The following is a 20,828-nucleotide window of genomic DNA, read 5'->3' as shown; positions in this document are numbered from 1 at the left end:
CCGCTATCTCCACGCCACCACGCTTACAGCGCCAGGCTCCCCTGCTCCACCTCCTCGGCGTTGGGGTCGCCCGGTGCCGTGGCCCAGGCCAGTTCGACCAGCGTCACGGTGCGCCTTCCCGTGCCGTCGAGCTGGCACACGATGAGGCCCTGCTCCTCGATATAGGTCAGCAGTCGCCGCGCACGGCGCAGCGAGTGCGAGCCATAGGCGCGCGCGATCGCGGCGTCGCTCGGGCAAGGCCAGCCTTCCTTGGCCGCCCGCGCGATCATCATGAACACGCCCTGCATGTCGTCGGGCAGCAGCGAGGCGCGCACGGAAACGTCCCGCCACGCATCATCCTGCGTCGTCTCGGAGCCGAGACCGGCGCGGGCACGCGTCAGCATGCGGCGGAATTCGGCCAGGTCCGGCACCACAGAGGCGAGGCCCTCGATGCGGCAGCGCACCACGAATTCCTGGTAGAGCACGCCGATGACGCGGAAACCGGCGTCAGGCTGCGCCAGAATGGCGCGCAGCACGCGGTCCACCCGCTCATGCCGCTCCGCCAGATCCTCGGCGCTGATTTGCGGCTCCGCCGGTTCGGGGCGGATTTCCAGCGCCGCCGACTTCGCCGCCATCAGCTGGTCGAGCAGGTCCGGTGACGCCACACGGCGCGGCGTGCGCATCGTCTCGGGCGGCGGCGCCGCCAGGATGATCGCGCGGGCGTCCTCAAGTGCTGATTCCGGCATCGCCATCAGCCGCGGCGTGCCGTTGCGCGGGCTGGTGTCGGTCGGGCCGATGCGCAGGCCGAGCGGCCGGCGCGAAAGTGCTGGTCCCAGCGCCATGAACTGCCCACGCTCCAGATCGCGAAAAGCTTCCGCCTGGCGCCGCTCCATGCCGAGCAGATCGGCGGCGCGCGCCATGTCGATGTCGAGAAAGGTGCGGCCCATGAGGAAATTGGAAGCTTCCGCCGCGACATTCTTGGCAAGCTTGGCCAGACGCTGCGTGGCGATGATGCCGGCAAGCCCACGCTTGCGGCCACGACACATCAGATTGGTCATGGCGCCAAGCGAGAGCTTGCGCGCCTCGTCGGAAACCTCGCCGGCCACCGCCGGCGCGAACAGCTGCGCCTCGTCCACCACCACCAGCATCGGGTACCAGTGGTCGCGGGCAACCTCGAACAGCCCGCCGAGGAAGGCGGCGGCCCGCCGCATCTGGTTTTCGGCATCGAGCCCTTCGAGGTTGAGCACCGTGGAGACACGGTGGATGCGGGCGCGCTCGCCGGCCGCCTGCAGGCCGCGCTCGGTGTGCTCCTCGGCATCGATCACCAGATGGCCGTAGCGGTCGCCCAGCGAGACGAAGTCGCCTTCGGGATCGATGATGGTCTGCTGCACCCAGGGCGCGCTCTGCTCCAGCAGCCTGCGCAACAGATGCGACTTTCCGGAGCCCGAATTGCCCTGCACCAGAAGGCGGGTCGCCAGCAGCTCCTCGAGATCGAGGTTGGCTGGGGCGCCCGCCGTGGTGTGTCCCATCTCGATCGCAACGGTCATGTCTCGACTCAAAAAGGTCTCCTGCGCGGCTTGGGGCTTACCAACCCGGGTGCTCCCCGTCGAGCACCGATGGCCGTGCGCGCTGCGTTGCGCACAGATGTAAGCAATAGCGACGCGCTGCGTTGCGCACAGATGTCGGCAATAGCGAAACGCGCCGTCCGGCTTTGGCCCCGCAGGAATGGTCACGGCAAACTGGCCTGTGGATAGTAACCACTTGTTCACCATGGGCAGGCGTTCCGATTGAAGATGCCGGCCATCCGCTTAGCCTGACCCTGCATCGCGCCCCAATGTGATGCACCCCAACGCCCCAAATGGCGGCCGGCGTCTTCAAGTTCCCTTTGTGTATACGCCGGTCGTCAGTTCTTTCCGCCAGTCGGCAAACCCCAATTCTTCATTGAGCCGCCACTTTATGCCGGCTAGCATGGGGCTGGGTCTATCGGGGTTGTGCATGGCGGGTTGGCATCGCGTCACCGTTTTCGCCGCAGTGCTGCTGGTGCTGCAGGCCGTGATGCTGGCATGGCCGGCACGGGCCGATGATGCCAAACCGTTGCGTGGCGTGGCACTGGTCATCGGCGAATCCCACTATTTGTCCCTGCCGGCACTTGCCAATCCGGCCAATGACGCGCGCGCCGTCGCCCAGCTTTTGACCAGCCTCGGTTTCGAGGTCAGCTCCATCCCCGATGGCGATGGCTCCCGCCTGGCGCGCGGCCTCAAGCATTTCGTCGAGGACGCGGCCGGCGCCGACGTCGCCCTGCTGTACTACTCCGGTCACGGCATCGAGGCCGCCGGCGAAAACTATCTGGTGCCGGTCGAGGCGGATGCCTCCTCGCTGACGGATCCAACCAACCGGCTGGTGCCCGTCTCAGCTTTGCTGGCACAGCTCAAGGCCAGCGTTCCCATAGCGATCGTGCTGCTCGATGCCTGCCGCTCGAATCCGTTTCCGCCAGGTGCAATGGTTGCCGCCCCGTCCGGCGCCTCGCCCGTGGCCGCCACCGGCCTTGATCCCGTCAAGGGCGCGGCACCCCTCGCGGACGCATCGGGCGCGCCGCAAAGCCTGGGCCAGGTCATCGGCTTTGCCGCTGAGCCCGGCCATGCGGCGCTCGACGGCGAGTCCGGCGGCAACAGCCCCTATGCCGCGGCCCTGCTGAAACACCTCGCCGCCGGCGGCTTCGCCTTCGGCGATGTCATGACCATGGTTGCCGAGGAGGTCTATGTGAAGACCGGCGGCCGGCAGCTGCCATGGACCAATGCCAGCCTGCGGCGCCTGCTCTATTTCGGCCAGGCACCGGAAGAAACCGGCAGCGACGAGGCCTCGATCCGTTCGGCGCGGCGCAAGCTCCTGCTGACCATCGCCGCGACACCGGCCGAGCAGCGCTCGATGGTCGAGACCGTGGCGGCGCAGAACGAAGTGCCGCTGGACCAGCTCTACGGCATGCTCGGCGCCTTGCAGGTCGACACCTCGGCGGGCCCCGCCGGTTTGCAGGCACAGCTCCAGGCGGGTGCGCAAAAGCTGCGCGAGATCCTCAACCGCCACGACACCGAAACCCGGCAGGACCCGGAATTGATTCGGCTTTCCGGCCTCGCGGACCGCGCGCAATCGGAAGGCGCTATCCAGCTCGCGCTGACGTTCCGCGCCAAGGCGAGCGCTCGCGCCGAGGTGATCGACAAGCAACTCGATGAGGCAGAGGCCGATATCAGGCAGCGGCGGTTGGAGCTGGCTGATATTTTTGCCGACCATGCCCGCACCGCGATCCTGAATTTCGACTATCGCACCGCAGCGGAGCGCTACGAAGACGCCTTCCGGCAGTCCGAGCGCTGGGATCCGAAGACCGCCTTCGTCTACAAGATCTTCGAAGGCGACGCGCTGACCGATCAGGGCATGATCAAGGGCGAGAACGGCGCGCTGTCGCAGGCGGTCGACGTCTACGAGGCGGCAAAGCTCCTGCCGGGGGTCACCGTCTTCACTGGCGGCCCGGCCGGCGTCGCCATCAACGAAGGCATCACGCTGACAGCGCTGGCCGCGCGCGAAAACGGCACGGAGCGCGTCGAGCAGGCGATCAAGGTCTATGAGGACGCGCTGAAAACCTTCACCCGTAAGCGCACGCCGGCGTTGTGGGCCACCGTGCTGATCAATCTCGGCAACGCCTATGACCTGATGGGCCAGCGCGCCGGCGGCACGGTCTATTACGCCAAGGCCATGGATGCCTTCCGCCAGGCAACGAAGGTCTACACGAAAAAGACCAATCCCGATGAATGGGCCGGGCTGCAGAACAACATCGGCAATGAATTCACCGCGCTTGGCGACTCCGGCGATGCCAGGAAGAGCTACGCCGCGGCGATCGATGCCTTCCATGGCGCGCTGACCGTCTGGACGCGCGACAAGGTGCCGGTGCAATGGGCGATGGCGCTGGCCAACCTGGCCGTCGCCTTGCAGAGACTAGGCGAGATCGAGGGCGGCACGGAGAAACTGGAGGCGTCGCGGGCCGCCTTCCAGGACGTGCTGGAGGTGCGCAGCCGCCAGACCCAGCCGGTCGACTGGGCCAACACGCAGAACAATCTCGGCGCCGTGCTGCTGTCGCTTGGCCAGCGCGACAAATGCCCGGACTGCTTCACGCAGGCGCTCGCCGCCTTCGACCAGGCCCATGAGGTGATCACTCGCAAGCTTGATCCCTTCACCTGGGCGACCATCACCTACAATCAAGGCCGCGCCTACCGCTACATGGGCGATGCCGAAGACAGCGTGCCGCACTACCGCAAGGCGCTGGAGCAGATGGACCTGGCGCTCACCGAACTGAAGCGCGACAAGTCACCGGTCATCTGGGGCAAGACCCATTTGGTGCGCGGCGAGATCCTGCTCGCCATCGGCACCAGGACGCATGACAAGGCCAGCCTGCTGGCAGCCCGCGACGCCTTCATCACCGCCCGCGATATCTTTCGCGAGCAGCATTATTCCTCAGGCTTCGAGGGTTTCTACGTCAAAGAACTCGGCCTGGTCGAACAGCAGCTGGCGCAGGCCAAGTAGGCCGGCCAAGCAAGCCCAGGCCGATCCGGTCATCATTGGCACGGCACGCTTTCGCAAGGCGCCTCAGGCGGGTCTGACCGGCGGCAGTTCGGGCGCGTCCAACCCGGCGAACGGGTCGCGCCAGGCCTCGATGGCTTCGAGCCGGCGATACCAGCTGCTGAGCGCCGGATAATCGCCGAGCGGCAGGCCGACGACATCGTTGAAAGGCAGGAAGGTCGCCATGCGGAAGTCGGCGTAAGAGAGCGAATGTCCCACCAGCCATTGCCGGTTGGCCAACTCCACCTCCAGGATCGCCGCCGTTTTCTTGAACAGCGCAAGCCCCTCCTCGACCAGCAGATGATCGATCGGACCCAGATGATAGCGCTGCTTGGTGCCGCGCTCGAAATGCACCATGTCGCAGGCCCTGGCGAAATTCTCCTTGCCCCAGCTTATCCAGCGGATCATGTCGGGCTCGTCATCGCCGGTGCGCCAGAAATCCGACCCGACATCACGCGACAGACGGCAGGCTATGGCGTCGGTCTCCCACAGGCTGCCGCCCGGCCACGCCAGAATCGGGATGGAAAGGTTGGGATTGAGCGGCCGGAACCGCTCCGCTTGCCCCGGCGCGAACGGTGAGGCGAATTCGAAGGTCATCCGGGCCTTGAGGTGGCGCGCCACCGCGACCGACAAGCGCGGATTGGGATTGCGGCTGAAATACAGTTTCATCTCGCCAGCCGCCATCGGCTCGACCTTGTCACGCATGAATGCCTCTCCTCTCCCTGGCGAACATCGCCAGACCTAGGACGGAGATGGCCGATGTAATCCGACAAAGTGTGGGTTGACCACCATCAATGGCGAGGCGACACTTCACCCCGCACAAAGGCAGGAGGAAAAGCGATGGACGAGCCCGAACGGTGGCGCCACATGTCGACGGCGCCGAAGGACGGCAGCCGCATCCTGGTCACGGTGCGCCCGTCCGAACAGGGGCCGGCGGAAGTCGACCTCGCCTACTGGGCGCGCGGCGACCAGTTCGCCGGCGAAGGCTGGCGCGCGTCGGATTCCTCGCCCGGCCGCGTCGTCGAGTATGCCGACCCGGAGCTGAAGTGCTGGATGCCCCTGCCCTCGGCCAACCTCAGCCGCGGCGGCGCGCTGCCGGCGCCTTGGGAAGGCGAGGACGCACAGCAGCTGGATGGGTCAGGGATCTAGCGATCGCAATGCCTTGATTGTATCGCATTTGAGATACATATATTGGTGACGGTTGGCGGATACGTCCGGCCATTCTCCGGTTAGGAGTCTTGATATGGCTACGAACACCAAGATGATTCATGTCCGGGTTGACGACGAGATTCGGGAAGAGGCTTCCTCGGTTCTCGGGTCGCTCGGTCTTTCTGTTTCAGATGCCGTTCGCGTATTTCTCCACCGTGTTGTCGCCACCCAGAGTTTTCCACTTGAACTGAAGGTTCCCAACGAGGTGACCTTGGCAGCTCTCGCGGAGGCCCGTGAACTCAGGAAGGCTCGCAAAGCCCGATTTGCGACACCTGATGAGCTTTTTGCCGACCTGGACAGCAAGCATTAAGCTCAGCAGAGGCGTGCGATTTGAAAAAGCCGAGCGCCGACAGGAGAGCCTCGCTTCCGAGAGCATCGGACTACACCAGGCAATTTCGAAAAGACTGGGAACGGTACACCAAAGCTGGCAAGGCCGATATGAACCGCGCCATCGAACTGATGACGCTGATTATCCTGAAAAAGCCTTTGGGCGCCGAATGGGCCGATCATGAGCTTTCAGGCAAGGAATGGAAGGGGGCCAGGGAAGCCCATATCGGTGGTGATTTCCTCCTTGTGTACAGCGCCGATGACGAGTTCGTCGAATTTGTCAGGCTCGGCTCACACTCCGAATTGTTCGGGCGCTGAAGCGCTCATGTCGGCACCGCCTATGGCGGAAGCACCGAGAGGAAGAGGCGCGATCGCGCCTCTTCCTCAAAACAAAAACGAAGCCGTGGCGGGGTTCGGGCCGCCGCGTCCGTCAGCCGAATCCATGCCTGCGATCGTCTTCAGGTCCTGCGCGTCCAGTTCAAAATCGAAGACGTCGAAATTGGCCGCGATGCGGTCCTGCTGGATCGATTTTGGAATGACGATCAGCCCTTCCTGGAGGTGCCAGCGGATCATGGTCTGCGCGGCGGATTTGCCGTGTTTTTTGGCAATGCCCGCGATGGTCGGGTCACCGAGCAGCCGGCCGCTGCCAAGCGGGCTCCAGCTTTCGGTGTGGATGTTGTGCTTGGCATGAAACTCCCTGAGCTCGCGCTGCTGGAAGCGCGGATGCAGCTCGATCTGGTTGACGACGGGCGTCACGCCAGTCTCTCCGATGATCCGCTCCAGATGGTCCCTGTTGAAATTCGACACGCCGACCGACTTGATGCGGCCTCCCTTCTGCAATTCGACCAGCGTCTTCCAGGCCTCGACATATTTGGCCTGGCTGGGCACCGGCCAGTGGATCAGGAACAGATCGATCTGGTCGATGCCGAGTTTTTTCATCGTGTCGTCGAAGGCGCGCAGGGCCGCGTCGCGCTGGTGGGCGCCATTGCGCAGCTTCGAGGTGATGAACAGCTCGCTTCTCGGCACATCGGCAGCGCGGATCGCCTCGCCGACCCCTTCCTCGTTCTGATAACCCTCGGCGGTATCGATCAGCCGGTAGCCGGCCTTGATTGCCCAGCCCACCACATCGGCGGTGATGTCATGGTCGACCTGCCACACGCCAAGGCCAAGCTGGGGAATGGTGGCGCCGTCGTTCAGCGTGATCTGTTCTGGCATGTCAGGTCCTTTGCGAAGAGATGTCCGGGCGATCGCCCATCGCAGCCTATCTAGGCACGACCTTGGGCGACGACCAGTCGCGGCGGACAAATTCGCGAGGCTCGACCCGATGTCTGCGTCATAAGACCCGGCTCATTTCGGCCGGCGCACCGCCCGCACCACACCATCGGATGTGCTGCCGCAGAAGAGGCGATCGCCGCCATCCGATTCCATCCCCGAAACGCCGATGCCATCAGGCATGTCGAGCTTCTCCAGAACCTTGCCGGTTTTCGGGTCGACGCGCCTGATATCGCTCTCGTCGCCTTCCCAGGTGGCGTGCCACAGCTCGCCATCCACCCAGGTCACCCCGGTGACGAAGCGGTTGGATTCGATGGTGCGCAGGATTTTCCCGGTCTCGGCATCGATCTGGTGGATCTTGCGCTCGCGGTACTGCCCCACCCAGAGCGTGCCTTCGGCCCAGGTCAGCCCGGAGTCGCCTCCACCGCCGGGCGCCGGGATGGTGGAAAGCACCTCACCGGTATCGGGATCGATCTTCTGGATGCGATCATTGGCGAGCTGGAAGAAATGCCGGCCGTCATAGGCAGTGCCGGCATGTGCGGCGACATCGATCGACCGCAGCTTCTGTCCGCTTTGCGGGTCGAAGGCGTTGAGCTTCTCGCCAGAAGCAAACCAGACGTTCTCGCCGTCAAAGCTCACCCCATGCACCCGCTCCACACCCGGAAAGGGCCCGTATTCGCGCAGGATTTCGGCCGCTGCATGTTTCATGTGTTTGTCCTCGCCAAGATGATCGAATGATCTATTCCTACTCATTCGGCAGCGGCGCCGGGAGTAACAAGGTGGTCGTGAATCCCGCCATCGGCGGCGTCATCCAGCGGCGCGCCCGGCCGTGGCCGAAGGATTGCACCTTGCCGGCCTCGGCAAGCAGCTCGAGCGCGCGCTGCACGCTGCGCTGGCCGGTGCCAAGCGCCAGCGCCAGGGCGGAGGTTGACCAGGCTTCGCCGTCGGCGAGCAAGGCAAGCACGGCAGCGTGCCGTTCCTCGATCGGCCGTGCCAGCACCAGCACCGCGCGCGCCTGGCGCGGCGCCAGCGTGAAACCGCGCTTGGTGGCGCTGATGTCGGCCAGCGCGCCAAGTTCGGCGCGCAACCGGCCGATCTCGACGCGTAGCCGCGCGCGGTGCGATTCATCGACATGCTTGCCGCCAAAGGCCCGCGCCACGAGTTCTTCACGCGACACATCCCCTGGCCACGCCTCGGCAAGCGCACGCGCCAGCGCAAACAGCACCGGCCGGCTCGCCAGCGAGACGGTCCTGTCCCCGACGCGCACGGCGTAGCGGAAGGCATCGACGACAAGCGCCGGCGACGCCTGCAGCGCCTCGACCTCTTCGAGCAGCAACGGCCGCTCCGAGCCTTGGCTGATCAGCCGCGCCGCCGGTGTTTCCAGCGCCAGCGATGCGCTGTCGACCTCCGCCATGAGGCCCGGAATGCCGGCCTGGCGGGCGGCGTGGCGTGCCCATTCGAGTGCCGCGCGCGCCGGCCGGGTTCTGAGGCGGCGCATGGCAATGCCGGCGACGGCAAGCTCATGCGCGGCCCGTGCTGCCGGCGGCAGCGGTGTCGGGTCGAGCCCGGCCAGCACATGCTCGGCTTCGTCGAGGCGGCCGATCAACAGCAGGCGCCGCACCTTGAGATGGCCGGCATGCGCCGCGTTCAGCCGGTCGCCATGCTTTTCCAGCGTCGTGCGCGCCGCGTCGAGCGCCTTGGCCGGCCAGCCCAGATCACGCGAGACCAGCGCGATCTCGGCCTCGGCGACGACGCATCTGGCACGCGCGATAGCCTCTTTCGGGCTGAACGCGCGGGCCGCCCGCCGCAAGAGCAGCTTGGCGCGGTCGAAATCACCGAGCTGCGCCATGGCAATGCCGCGCAGCGCCAGCGCCGGCGCATCCTCGCGCAGCGCAACGCGGTCGAGCGCTGCGAGCGGATCGCCCGCCGCCAGCGCCAGCGCTGCCGCAGTGATCAGCGAGTCCATTCAAATCCCGTCACACTTGTAACTCCCACCCCTCGGCCTGACCGCCCTAACTTAAGTCACCACCACAAAGCAGCAAGCCGCATCACCGAAGCGGCAAGCCAAGGAGACCTGAGATGCCCACCGACACGCCCTCCCACGACACGGCCGAACCTGCCCAGCGGATGCGCCATCCCTGCTGCGCCGGGCCGGCCGATTCAAATCCCGTCGCTGAAGTAGTGCACCCCGCCCCGCTTCACCGCCCTACCCTGGATCCCCGGGAAGCAGCAGGCCGCAACGGCCCCATCACCGGCAACCAATGACTGGCAAAGGAGAAGACCAATGACCAAGCACTTGACGATAAAGACCCCACCGGTCGTTTCACAGCAGGAATGGCAGGCAGCGCACGAGAAGATGCTGGTGAAGGAGAAGGCGACGCTGCGCGCCAAGGATGCGCTCGCCGCCGAGCGCCGGCGCATGCCGTGGGTGGAAGTGGACAAGGCCTATGAGTTCGAAGGCCCCAATGGCATGGCGAGCCTGCTCGATTTGTTCGAAGGCCGCCGCCAGCTGATCGTCTACCGCGCCTTCTTCGAGCCCGGCGTCTATGGCTGGCCCGAACATGCCTGCCGCGGCTGTTCGCTTGGCGCCGACCAGGTCGGCCACCTCGCCCATCTCAACGCCCGCAACACCACGCTTGCCTACGCCTCGCGTGCGCCGCAGGCCGACATTGTCAGGCTGAAGGCGCGGATGGGCTGGGAGATCCCCTGGTATACGATCACTGACAGCTTCGACAAGGATTTCGGCGTCGACGAATGGCACGGCCACAACGTCTTCATCCATGACGGCGACCGCGTCTTCCGGACCTACTTCATCAACAGCCGCGGCGATGAGGCGATGGGCACCGTCTGGAGCTATCTCGACGCCACCCCGCTCGGCCGCCAGGAGATCTGGGAGGACTCGCCCGAGGGCTATCCCCAGACGCCGCTCTACAGCTGGTGGAACTGGCACGACAATTACGAAGCCGGAGCCGACAAGAAATGGGCCGAAGTCTCCGCTGCCGGCGAAGCCGCGTTCCGGGACAAGGGCGAGTAGCAACGGCTGTCCAGCTCGGGTTCCTCGCGCCACTTTCATGGGAACGAGGAACTCAAGTCCTGACGGGTCGCAGCCATCAAGGGAAGAAGACCGTGAGCGACATCCACACAAGCGCCGGCGGCGCCGTGCCCGAAAATACGAGAACTCCCACCCTTGGCATCGCCGACTGGCTGTGCCTCGCGGCCGCACCCACCTTCGCCCTGATGGCTCTTCTTTCCTGCCTTCAGGGCAGCGAAGCCTCCATGTCGTGCATGGGCGCCTCGCCGCTCACCGGCATGGCCGCAATGTATCTGCTGATGAGCGCCTTCCATCTCACACCCTGGCTGCGCGTGATTTCAGGCCGGCAGGTCCAGCGGGATTCGCGCTAGCTGGCTGGAACGTTTCGACCATGAGGCCGTTTCAGGGAACGTTTGAGGGCTCCCTGAATGTCGTTTCGATCGCCTGCGTTCTTCTGGACGATTGCCATCGTTGCGGTGGCAGGTCTGGCGGCTTTCTGGTTCCAGAGAGAACATTCAGGGTTCGGCACCGATGCCAATGCAGCTTCCGCGACTGCCCCCGCGCCTGCCGAAGCGGTGCCCGTTACGACCGTAATCGCCAAGGCGGGTTCCATCCCGCGCATCATTGCCGGCATTGGCGTCGTCGCCCCGCTTCAGTCGGTAACGCTCAGGCCGCGCATTGACGGGCAGGTCGAAGCGATCAATTTCGCCGAAGGCGATATCGTCAAGGCCGGCGACGTGCTCATCCGTCTCGACGCGCGCGCGCTCCAGTCGACGCTGGATGGGACGAAAGCCAAGAAAGCCCAGGACGATGCCCTGCTGGGCAATGCCCGCGCCGATCTCGACCGCTACGCCACGCTGGCGGACAAGAAGGTCGTCTCGTCGCAGGACCTCGACGCGAAGAAGGCGACCGTCAAGCAACTGGAGGCGACCATTTCCTCCGACGACGCATCGATCCGCAGCGCCGAAACCCAGCTCAGCTATGCCACCATTCGGGCGCCGATAAGCGGCCTGACCGGTTTCAAGACGGCGAGCATCGGCAGCATCATCAGCCAGAGTTCGACGGACGGCCTCTTGACCATCACCCAGCTCGATCCGGTCAGCGTCGTGTTCGTCGCGCCCGGTGACCGGTTCCGCGAAATCCGTGGCGCGCTGAAGGGCGACACTGCCGATGTCGAAGCCATCGCCACCGACGGCTCCAAGGTGCTGGCGCGCGGCAAGCTCACCTTGATGGACAACAGCGTCAACGCCTCGAATGGCTCGATCCGGCTGCGCGCGACATTCGACAATGGCGCGGGCGCGCTCTGGCCCGGCCTGCCGGTCGCCACGCGCCTCACGGTCGCCAACGAAACCGGCATCGTCGTTCCCGACAAGGCCCTGGCGCGCGGCGCCGACGGCCTTGCCGCCTACGTCATCGGCCAGGATGGCAAGGCGACAAGGCACAAGGTGATGGTCAGCGTGACGACCGACGGCATGGCGCTGGTGACTTCAGGACTCTCCGACGGCCAGACCATCGTCTTCGACGGGCTCGGCCAGATCGCGGACGGCTCGACGGTGCATGTGCTCGGACCAGGCAACACGCAGCCTCCGGCCGACCAGGCAGTGGCCGCGTCCGGATCGGCGGGCGCACAATGAGCACGACGTCGGGGGGCCAGAAGCAATCGCCAGTCAAGCAAGGCGCACAGGAGCGCCTCTCCGGCCTGTCCGCCTTTTTCATCGTACATCCGGTCGCCACCACCCTGCTGATGGTCGGCATCCTCTTCCTGGGCGCCGTGGCCTACCCCTTGCTGCCGGTTTCAGCGCTGCCGGAAATCGCCTTTCCCACCATCCAGGTCGCGGCGAAACTGCCTGGTGCGGCGCCTGACACGATGGCCTCGTCGGTCGCCCAGCCGCTCGAAACGCAGCTGTCGAAGGTGGGCGGCGTCACCGAAATGACCTCGTCGAGTTCGCTGGGCTCGACCGAGATCACCGTGCAGTTCAACCTTGACCGCGACATCGACCAAGCCGCCAGCGATATCCAGGCGGCCATCACCGCCGCCAGCGGCCAATTGCCCAAGGACCTGCCGGCGCCGCCGACCTTTCGCAAGGTCAATCCGGCCGATGCCCCGGTGCTGCAGCTTTCGGCGACATCGGATACGCTGTCGCTGATCGACGTCGACGAACTGATCGAGACCCGCGTCGCCCAGAAGATCAGCCAGATGCAGGGTGTCGCCCAGGTCAACATTGGCGGGCGGCAGAAACCGGCCGTCCGCATCTCCGTCGATCCGGGCCGGATCGGGGCTGCCGGCGTTACCCTCGAAGACGTCCGCTCGGCCATATCGGGCCTCAGCGTCTCGAGCCCGAAAGGCAATATCGACGACGCCACCCGCACCTTCCCGATCTACAACAATGACCAGATAACCGACGCCGCCGGTTGGAGCGATGCGGTGGTGGCTTATCGCGATGGCGGACCGATCCGCATCCGCGACATCGGCCAGGCGGTGATGGGTCCGGAAGACGCCAAGATGGCGCATTGGACCAATGGTGTGCGCGGCATCGCCGTCGACGTCTTCCGCCAGCCCGGCGCCAACGTCATCGAGGTCGTCAACCGGGTCAAGCAGGCGCTGCCCGAACTGCAGGCCTCCCTGCCCGCCTCGGTCAAGCTGGCGCTGGTCACCGACAGGACGACCACTATCCGCGCCTCCGTCAGCGACGTCCAGGTCACTCTGATGATCACCATCGCGCTGGTGGTGATGGTGATCTTCATCTTCCTGCGCAATCTCAGGGCGACGCTGATCCCGGCGATCACGCTGCCGCTGGCCTTGCTGGGTGCCGCGGCCCCCATGTACCTCCTGGGGTTCAGCATCGACAATCTGTCGCTGATGGCGCTGGTGGTGGCGGTCGGCTTCGTCGTCGACGACGCCATCGTCATGCTGGAAAACATCAGCCGCCACATCGAGGCCGGCGAGGAGCCGCTGGCAGCCGCCTTGCGGGGCTCACGCGAGATCGGCTTCACCATCATCTCCATCAGCCTGTCGCTGATCGCGGTGCTCATCCCCATCCTGCTCATGGGCGGCATTGTCGGCCGCCTGTTTCGTGAATTCGCCATGACGCTGACGCTGAGCATCATCCTGTCGACGATCGTGTCGCTGACGCTGACGCCGATGATGGCCGCACGCATGATCAAGCCGGCGGACCCCGCCAGGCAAAGCCGCCTGTTTCGCTGGAGCGAGCGCGCCTTCGAGGGCCTCCAGAACGCCTACGGCCGGAGGCTCGATGCCGCCTTGAAATACAGCGGTCTGACGCTTGCCGTCTTTGTCGCGACGCTTGCCGCGACCGCTTGGATGTTCGTCGAGATCCCCAAGGGGTTCTTCCCCGACCAGGACACCGGCTTCATCGGCGGCCAGTCGCAGGCAGCGCCCGAAGTCTCCTATCCCAAGATGGTCGAGCTGCAGGAGCGGATCAGCGCGGTGGTGATGAAGGATCCAGCCGTCTACAGCGTGTTCATGGACATTGGCGGCGGCAATGGCGGCAACGCGCTCAACCAGGGCCATGTCAACATCACCCTGAAGCCGCTTGCCCAGCGAGACGTGTCCGCCCAACAGGTCATCGCCCGTCTGAAGCCGGAGCTGGCCAAGGTGGAAGGCATCCAGCTTTTTATGCAGGCCGCGCAGGACATCAACATCGGCGCCCGGCCATCCCGCACGCAATACCAGTTCACGCTGGAGGACAGCGACGTCGCCGAGCTCGGCGCCTGGGCGCCGAAGGTCGTCGAGGCGCTGAAGACGGTGCCTGAAATCACTGACGTCGCCAGCGACCAGCAGAAGGTCGCGCCGACGCTGTCGCTCAAGATCGACCGCGCCGCCGCTTCTCTGTTCGGCGTCGCGCCGCAGACGATCGACGACACGCTCTACGATGCCTTTGGCCAGCGCCAGGTGGCGCAGTTCACCACACAGACGGATACGTTCCATGTCGTGCTCGAAGTGCTGCCCAAGCTGCAACACGATTTGTACACGCTGGACCGGCTGTCGGTGAAGGCCGCCGACGGCACGCTGGTGCCGCTGGGCAACATTGCCCATTGGACGACGGAGACCGTGGCGCCGGTCTCGATCAATCACCAGGGCCAATTTCCGGCGACCACGGTCTCCTTCAATTTGAAGCCCGGCGCCTCGCTCGGCACGGCAACAGCCGCCGTGACCAAGGCGTTTCAGGGTCTCCAGCCGCCGGCCACATTGACCGGCGCTTTCGCCGGCAGCGCGCAGGCCTTCCAGGATTCCCTGTCCACGGTTCCGCTGCTGATCGCGGCATCACTGGTGGTCGTCTATCTCATTCTGGGGATCCTGTACGAAAGCTTCATCCACCCGCTGACGATCCTGTCGACCTTGCCGTCGGCGGCCCTAGGCGCATTGGCGGCCCTGATGCTGGCCGGCCTCGATTTCAGCCTCGTCGCCATGATCGGCGTCATCCTTCTGATCGGCATCGTCAAGAAAAACGGCATCATGCTGGTCGACTTCGCCATCACCGCGGAGCAAGCAGGCGCGACCAGCCTGGAGGCCATCCGCGAGGCGGCGCTGCTGCGCTTCCGGCCAATATTGATGACGACGATGGCCGCCATCCTCGGCGGCATCCCGTTGATGCTCGGCCATGGCTCAGGCGCAGAAATCCGCCAGCCGCTCGGCTATGCCATTGTCGGCGGCCTGATCGTCAGCCAGATCCTGACCTTGTTCACGACGCCCGTCATTTATCTCACCCTGGATCGGCTGCGGCAGCGTGGACCCCGGGCAAGCCCAGTTCAGGCGAGCGAACTTCCGGCTTCATGACGGCACGCCGAAAGCTCGAACGCCCGCCACGCGTTGGCGGCCCTCACCCCTGGGTGATCCGGCCCAACAACATCTATTAGCAATAACTAATTGACAGGCCAAACGAAACGGCGCTCACTGCCCCGCACAGGTGGATCGCAGCAACGGGCGGGCGACATCGGCCGCCGGCGTCACCTTGGGGAGGGATGCCATGCCGACAGTCATTGGCCATCACAACATCTCGAAAGACACCAAGCACTGGCTCAGTTCACCCAAGCGCAAGGAGCTTTTCGGCTCGCTTGGGATCACCAATATCCGCACCTTCGTCGACCCGCAAAATCCAAAACGGGTTGCCGTGATGATGGACGTGCCTGACATGGATAAGATGGCGGCACTGATGCAGAGCAAGGCGGCCGCCGACGCCATGGCGCATGATGGCGTGGTGCCGGAATCGCTGGTGATCCTGGTGGAAACGAAGGGCTAGCCGCTCGAACCGGTCAGATACTGGTCGAGCGTGTCAATGAACGCATCGATGTCAGCCACCGTCGTGCGATGGTTGACGATAGCGCAGCGCACGACCAGTTCACCGTTGAGAGTTGTCCACGAAGGCGCGGCCAGGCCGGACTCCTGAAGGTCCAGCACCAGTTTGCGGACAAACTCGGAATCCGTCCCGCGAATGCCGAAACAGACGATGTTGAGCGCCACGGGCGCTTTCAACTCAAAGGACGGATGGCGTTGCAGGCGTTCGGCGAGATGGCCGGCGAGCCTGCATGTGTGGGCGATCGAGCCGCCGATACGGTCCGCTCCCAGCGCTTCGATCGTCATCCAAGTCTTCAAGGCGCGGAAGCCGCGCGAGAGGTCCGGACCAAGATCGCAAGGCCAGGTTTCGCCAGCGGCAAGCCCGCGATCGGCGCGCTGCAGATAGGCGGCCGGCTGCGCGAATGTCCGCTTCTGGGCATCGCCGTCGCGCACCAGAAGGAACCCGGCATCATAGGGAACCTGGCCCCCCTTGTGAAAGTCGAGCGCCACCGATGCCGACTTTTCGATGCCCTTGAAAAGCCCCCGCAACGTATCGGACAGCACGGCGAGCGCACCGATCGCGCCATCGACATGGAACCAGATTTTTTCCATGGACGCGATTTCGGCGATCTCAGCCAGCGGGTCGATGGCGCCGGTGTTCACCGTTCCCGCGGTTCCTACGACGAGAAACGGCAGGAATCCGCTGACGCGATCCTGGTCGATGGCTGTGCGCAACGCGCCGGGCAGCATCCGTCCCGCATCGTCAACCGCGACGGTCCTCAGATTGGCCGATCCGATGCCGGACAGCTGCATGGCCTGCGCAATGCAGGAATGGGCCTCGCTGGACGTATAGGCGACAAGTTGGCGGTCAGCGCCGCGCAGGCCGGTTTCCCGGACCGACTGCCCCAGCGCTTCGGTTCTGGCGATCGTCAACGCGACGAAGTTTGCCATCGAAGAGCCGGTGAGGAACAGGCCGCTCGCGCCATCGGGGTAGCCGAGCGCCTCGCTCATCCAGCGCACGGTCTGCTGTTCGACCACGAGACCGGCATGGTCGCGGCCGCCGCAATTCATGTTCAGGCCGCCGGCGACAATTTCGGCCACCATGCCGATCGGCGTACCGGCGCCATGAACCCACCCCATGAACGAGGGATGCAGATTGCCGGTCGCGAACGGCATGATGTGCGTGCGCACATCATCGACGACATCGCCGAGGTCGCGGGGTCGGTGCGGCAGCGGTCGGGTAAACCGGGCACGCGCTTCATCGCTTGGCCGCTGCCACACCGGCCTCTGCCGGATCGTCTCGATGTGGGTGATCATGTCATCCAGCAGGCGGTGCGCGACCGCGCGGAACTCGTCCCAGTCCGCCGGATCAAGGCTGGTCTCGCCCGCGTCATTCTGCTCGACAGGCAGCGGCATCAGGCTTCTCGTGGCTGTTGCAGGACAACAGCCAATTTCTGGAAGAAAACGTCGAGCCTGGATTCGATCGGACCAAACGCCTGCGCCAGCGACTGGCCGGCCGACATTCGTGCGGAAACGCCGATCACATCGGGAGCGGAGGCGGCAACGCGCAGCACCGTGCGCGAACCCAGGCGGACGGCTTGCCCGATATGGCAGATCGGCCCGCCATTGAGGCCGCGCATCGAGTGCTGGACAGCCTGACACACCTCTAACGAAGCGAAAGCGCTGGCGCCGTCGGTGATCGTCAACGGCACCATGGCGCTGGCGCCGAGATGGTCGCCTTCGTCATCAGGATGGAGGACGATGCCTTTGACGGCGCCGATGCGAGACAGCACCAGACGGACGAACCCGTCCTTCAGCAGGCCTTGCCGGGATTCATCGATCGCGGCATAGCGGTCGAGATGGGCGAGCGCCGCGACCCAGCGCAAACCCAGTCCAAGGTTCATTTCCGACTTGAACGAGAAGTCCATGCGCTGGCGAAGGGCCACCGGCCAGTCCTGCGCCGCCGTGTAGTCCGCCAGCCCTGCCGGAATGGCGGACCTGGCGGCAAGCGCCTCGGCCAGGGTCTCGGGTATGAGGAGCGCGCCCGAAAAAGGGGGGCCGGCAATGAACTTGGATCCAGTCAGGGCCACAAGGAAACCATCCGCCAGATCTTGGCGCAGCCGCGAAATCGAGCCGCGGAACTGGCAGGCATCGATGACGACATGCACCCGTCCAGGAGCAAGGGCCGCGACATGGCGCGCGGCCTGCCGGGTCACCGCCGGCAGGCCGGTTTTCGAAGCATCAAGCACATGGACGAGCACATCGCGATCGCGCTTCAATTCGAGCTCGACGGTGGCGATGATCTCGGCATCGATTTCATGCTGATAGCGAGGCTCGCCGGTCTCGTTGCGGATGGCGATGGTGCGCACGTCTATACGGTCCGGCGCCAGGCCTTCAAGCGGCGCACCTGCCTCGACGGCGCTGCCCAGCGCGGTCAGATCCGAGTAGTGACACCCCGCCGCCGCGCGTGGCACGCCATTGCCCGTTTCGTCCGGCGCGACAAGGACATTGGTCAAGGGGCGCCCGGAGACGCCGGCAATCATGCACAACGCGAGAAGCTCCGCATCCGTCCCGGACGCGGCAAGCACGACCTGCGCGCCCGCACAACCAAGATTGCCGGCAATCCTGTCGCGAATATCGGCAAACCATTGCGCGGATGCGACAGGCGACGGCGACGCCATGTCGATAAGGCGCGCGGCCTCGACCGCGGCCGCCTGAAAACCCTCGCGCGAGATGTTGTTTGCCGTTGTCGACGAAAACGAGATCTCGTCATCAGCCGGGGTCGTACGCGTCCCATAACGGTTACGCCGGGTGATCGCATCGAGCCATATGCGTCTGTCGCCACCCGTACCGAGCAGGAAGGAAACGGATGCCGGGGAACGGTGCTCATGGCTGCCCGTTTGCTGGTCCGGACCCGCCGGCATCGGTAGGGTCCCGCGCTGATTTGCAGGCATGATGGTCTCCGAAATCAGGGCGACGGCGAGCTGTTCGCGGTCAAAGCGGTTCATTGGCCGCCACGGCACCGGCCAGATAGGCGATCTGGATGTCGTGGCTGATCAGCGGTTGGAGATCACTGGCGCGCTGCGTGAATTCCAGCCCGCATCGGTCGACATAGGCACGATCGACGCGTTCGCAGAAGCCTGGATCGATGATCTTCTCGCCGTCCCAGAAGACGGCGTGACCGGTGTCGGGGACGGTCGGCGAAACCACGCCGATGATAGCCGGTTTGGCCCACAGCATGTAAATGCTGCTCAGCAGGACGAAGCCGCATTTGTTGGCAACGCCGCGCATGATCGAGTGGCTCATCGGCCCACCGAGCGGATAGGCGGGATCGCAACCGCGCGCGATGGCCTCGATCTCCTCGTAGGTTCGGCCCGTCAGCATCGCCAGGGCGCAAACCAGGCAGTCGTCATGGGTTCGCTGGTAGATGGCCGGCTTTCCCGTGTGGGCGCATGCTGTGGTCGGCGTCGGCAGCATGCGCGCCACGCGCCGCTCCAGCGCGTTTTCGAACGCAGCGAAGAGCTTGCGCATGGCGCCCTTCTTGTAGGGAAAGATACTCTCCCAATCCATGGAATGGACGATCATCGCCACATCCGCCTCGAACACCAGCAGGCGGCCGTCGGCGAGTTCGGCGCAATCGATGGCGAAATAGTCCAGCCCCAGACGCCGATGCAGCGCATCGAAGGATCGCGCGTGGCGCACCGCGAAATCATTGTCGAAATTGGCCATCCACAGCGCTTCCTCGGCACGCCTGTCTTCGTGCTGGGTCATGCCGGCGTTGAGATAATGGACCATCCAGTGCTCGGAGACCGCGAGATGGCTGGCATAGGGACGCGCATTGATGAAGGCGACACGCTGCTTGCGGAATTTGCCGTCAGTGCCGCTGTAGTCGATGAAGGGCGTGACGTAGAATTCGGTCTCGGCGTGCGAAGTCAGATAGGCTGAAAGCTCCGCACGGGTGGAGATTTTCTCCATTCCCTTGCCGGCATGCGTGCCGAGCGGGCGCACGATCACCGGAAACGAATTCCCCTCGAGGATCGCGCCGACCTCTATGTCCCCGCGAGCCAGTGTCTCGACCACGGCTCGATCGACGCGCGCGGCAGGCGGGGCAAGTATCGAAGGCTCGCTTTTCAACGCCTCCGCGACGCCGTCCCTGGACAGCGCCATGATCTGGCGCGGTGCGTTGTTCATGATCGGGCCGGTCCAGTCGCGCAGCAGCCGGTCGAGGTTCGCCAGCACCGCCAGATTTTCCGCCGACTCGCCGACCGCCACGAACGCGACATCGTGCGCTGGAATGTCCTTAAGGTCAGCGGTGTCGGCATCGACATAGTGGAGCAGCAGGTTCGCGTCGGATGTCTCGAGCAGGAACTCGATCGGCGTGTTGGCCATGAAGTCGCCTGCGGTCATGAAAACAAGCACGTTCGGCCCCGTGCCGCGACCGTTGCGGATGCGGTATTTGCGACTGATATCGAGTGCTGCCTTCTGGCTGAGCGCCGCCTTGTCTTCCTCGCCTATGGCGTGAAGCAGGATCGACACATCAAGAAACGCCGCCGCATCGGTTATATCGGCCGAAACGCGCCCGAACAGCTCGTTCCACAAGGGCGAAATATCTCGCCCCTCGAAGACCGCACGCACGATGGGCGCCTTGCCCATGATCAGATTCGGTTCGTCAAAGGCCTCAATTTGAACTGCCGCGCTTTTCAAGCCCTGAAGCCTTCTGCCACGCGGTGGTTACGGCCGGTTCAGCCTCCACGCCGCCTGCACAATGTGCGGCTTCACTGTGGCCCCCGGCGCTTGTGCGAGCCTTGTGGCGTCCTGATGCGGCATTGGGGCCAAATTTGCCCCTTTTCACGCAGCACGTTGGTGGTCCCGGTCGATGCCGAACTCCGCCTCCAGCCGGTGCGCGTCTTGACCCCGGTCTGACGTGGTCGAAAGTGCCAGGCGGGCGCGGGCACAGATTGCTGTGCCCGCCGCCATTTCATCAAATCAATTGCACTTCGGCTTCGCCGCATTGCAGGCGTCGACAAGTTCGGCCGGCGGGTCCTTGGATTTGGCATCTTACAGTGATTTTTGAATACACGATATCGGTATGGGAATGCATTGCTATTG

Annotated in this window: 17 protein-coding genes; 9 read left to right on the top strand and 8 right to left on the bottom strand. The window is 64.7% G+C overall.

Annotated elements, in window-relative coordinates; all coding sequences use genetic code 11:
• Positions 1–23: 23 nt before the first annotated feature.
• Entirely contained in the window at positions 24–1,526 is a 1,503-nt protein-coding gene (locus ACZYHG_RS17525) for a helicase HerA domain-containing protein (RefSeq protein WP_464609622.1), read from the bottom strand.
• Between the two features lie 448 nt (positions 1,527–1,974).
• Here ACZYHG_RS17525 and ACZYHG_RS17520 point away from each other — a divergent pair, with 448 nt between their 5' ends.
• Positions 1,975–4,548: a caspase family protein gene (locus ACZYHG_RS17520; RefSeq protein ID WP_464609621.1), complete on the top strand. Its 2,574-nt coding sequence runs from the start codon at positions 1,975–1,977 to the stop codon at positions 4,546–4,548.
• A 63-nt stretch (positions 4,549–4,611) separates the two neighbouring features.
• Here ACZYHG_RS17520 and ACZYHG_RS17515 read toward each other — a convergent pair whose 3' ends face one another.
• A complete protein-coding gene (locus tag ACZYHG_RS17515) occupies positions 4,612–5,253 on the bottom strand; it encodes a glutathione S-transferase family protein (protein ID WP_464614712.1) in 642 nt (213 codons plus the stop codon).
• 171 nt (positions 5,254–5,424) lie between these two features.
• Between ACZYHG_RS17515 and ACZYHG_RS17510 the strand changes: the two genes are divergently transcribed.
• The 3 genes from ACZYHG_RS17510 (at position 5,425) to ACZYHG_RS17500 (ending at position 6,438) form a co-directional block, all read left to right on the top strand.
• Positions 5,425–5,733 carry a hypothetical protein gene (locus tag ACZYHG_RS17510; protein ID WP_027030030.1) on the top strand — a complete coding sequence of 103 codons (309 nt, stop codon included), beginning with the start codon at positions 5,425–5,427 and terminating at the stop codon, positions 5,731–5,733.
• 94 nt (positions 5,734–5,827) lie between these two features.
• Positions 5,828–6,103, top strand: a complete 276-nt coding sequence (locus ACZYHG_RS17505; RefSeq protein WP_464609620.1) for a type II toxin-antitoxin system RelB/DinJ family antitoxin — start codon at positions 5,828–5,830, stop codon at positions 6,101–6,103.
• Between the two features lie 20 nt (positions 6,104–6,123).
• A complete protein-coding gene (locus ACZYHG_RS17500) occupies positions 6,124–6,438 on the top strand; it encodes a type II toxin-antitoxin system YafQ family toxin (protein ID WP_464609619.1) in 315 nt (104 codons plus the stop codon).
• Between the two features lie 66 nt (positions 6,439–6,504).
• On the opposite strand, the gene ACZYHG_RS17495 is transcribed toward ACZYHG_RS17500, so the two are convergent.
• From ACZYHG_RS17495 to ACZYHG_RS17485, 3 genes are all read right to left on the bottom strand, one after another.
• Positions 6,505–7,335 (bottom strand): aldo/keto reductase, encoded by an 831-nt coding sequence (locus ACZYHG_RS17495; protein WP_464609618.1) that lies wholly within the window; start codon positions 7,333–7,335, stop codon positions 6,505–6,507.
• A 132-nt stretch (positions 7,336–7,467) separates the two neighbouring features.
• On the bottom strand, positions 7,468–8,100 hold the full coding sequence (locus ACZYHG_RS17490) for a Vgb family protein (protein WP_464609617.1): 633 nt from the start codon (positions 8,098–8,100) through the stop codon (positions 7,468–7,470).
• A gap of 37 nt (positions 8,101–8,137) precedes the next feature.
• Positions 8,138–9,358: a helix-turn-helix domain-containing protein gene (locus ACZYHG_RS17485; RefSeq protein ID WP_464609616.1), complete on the bottom strand. Its 1,221-nt coding sequence runs from the start codon at positions 9,356–9,358 to the stop codon at positions 8,138–8,140.
• Between the two features lie 318 nt (positions 9,359–9,676).
• On the opposite strand from ACZYHG_RS17485, the gene ACZYHG_RS17480 reads away from it, so the two are divergent.
• The 5 genes from ACZYHG_RS17480 (at position 9,677) to ACZYHG_RS17460 (ending at position 15,684) form a co-directional block, all read left to right on the top strand.
• Positions 9,677–10,426 (top strand): DUF899 domain-containing protein, encoded by a 750-nt coding sequence (locus ACZYHG_RS17480; RefSeq protein ID WP_464609615.1) that lies wholly within the window; start codon positions 9,677–9,679, stop codon positions 10,424–10,426.
• A gap of 92 nt (positions 10,427–10,518) precedes the next feature.
• Positions 10,519–10,794 carry a hypothetical protein gene (locus ACZYHG_RS17475; RefSeq protein ID WP_464609614.1) on the top strand — a complete coding sequence of 92 codons (276 nt, stop codon included), beginning with the start codon at positions 10,519–10,521 and terminating at the stop codon, positions 10,792–10,794.
• Between the two features lie 57 nt (positions 10,795–10,851).
• Positions 10,852–12,057 carry an efflux RND transporter periplasmic adaptor subunit gene (locus tag ACZYHG_RS17470; RefSeq protein ID WP_464609613.1) on the top strand — a complete coding sequence of 402 codons (1,206 nt, stop codon included), beginning with the start codon at positions 10,852–10,854 and terminating at the stop codon, positions 12,055–12,057.
• A 110-nt stretch (positions 12,058–12,167) separates the two neighbouring features.
• Complete coding sequence (locus ACZYHG_RS17465; RefSeq protein ID WP_464614711.1) at positions 12,168–15,221, top strand: efflux RND transporter permease subunit; 3,054 nt, start codon at positions 12,168–12,170, stop codon at positions 15,219–15,221.
• A gap of 190 nt (positions 15,222–15,411) precedes the next feature.
• Entirely contained in the window at positions 15,412–15,684 is a 273-nt protein-coding gene (locus tag ACZYHG_RS17460; RefSeq protein ID WP_464609612.1) for a hypothetical protein, read from the top strand.
• Here the strand turns inward: ACZYHG_RS17460 and ACZYHG_RS17455 are convergent.
• From ACZYHG_RS17455 to ACZYHG_RS17445, 3 genes are read right to left on the bottom strand one after another with little or no spacing between them, the layout of a single operon-like run.
• Positions 15,681–17,135: a pyridoxal phosphate-dependent decarboxylase family protein gene (locus tag ACZYHG_RS17455; protein ID WP_464609611.1), complete on the bottom strand. Its 1,455-nt coding sequence runs from the start codon at positions 17,133–17,135 to the stop codon at positions 15,681–15,683. The two genes, ACZYHG_RS17460 and ACZYHG_RS17455, sit on opposite strands and share 4 nt — an antisense overlap.
• Positions 17,135–18,727, bottom strand: coding sequence for a hypothetical protein (locus ACZYHG_RS17450; protein WP_464609610.1), 1,593 nt, complete (start codon positions 18,725–18,727; stop codon positions 17,135–17,137). The genes ACZYHG_RS17455 and ACZYHG_RS17450 overlap by 1 nt, the downstream gene beginning before the upstream one ends.
• Positions 18,714–20,372: an ATP-grasp domain-containing protein gene (locus ACZYHG_RS17445; RefSeq protein WP_464609609.1), complete on the bottom strand. Its 1,659-nt coding sequence runs from the start codon at positions 20,370–20,372 to the stop codon at positions 18,714–18,716. The genes ACZYHG_RS17450 and ACZYHG_RS17445 overlap by 14 nt, the downstream gene beginning before the upstream one ends.
• Between the last annotated feature and the right edge of the window lie 456 nt (positions 20,373–20,828).

The sequence above is a fragment of the Mesorhizobium subarcticum genome, assembly GCF_055456085.1.
Note: the sequence above shows the minus strand (reverse complement) of the source record. Positions and strands in the feature narration are given on the sequence as shown.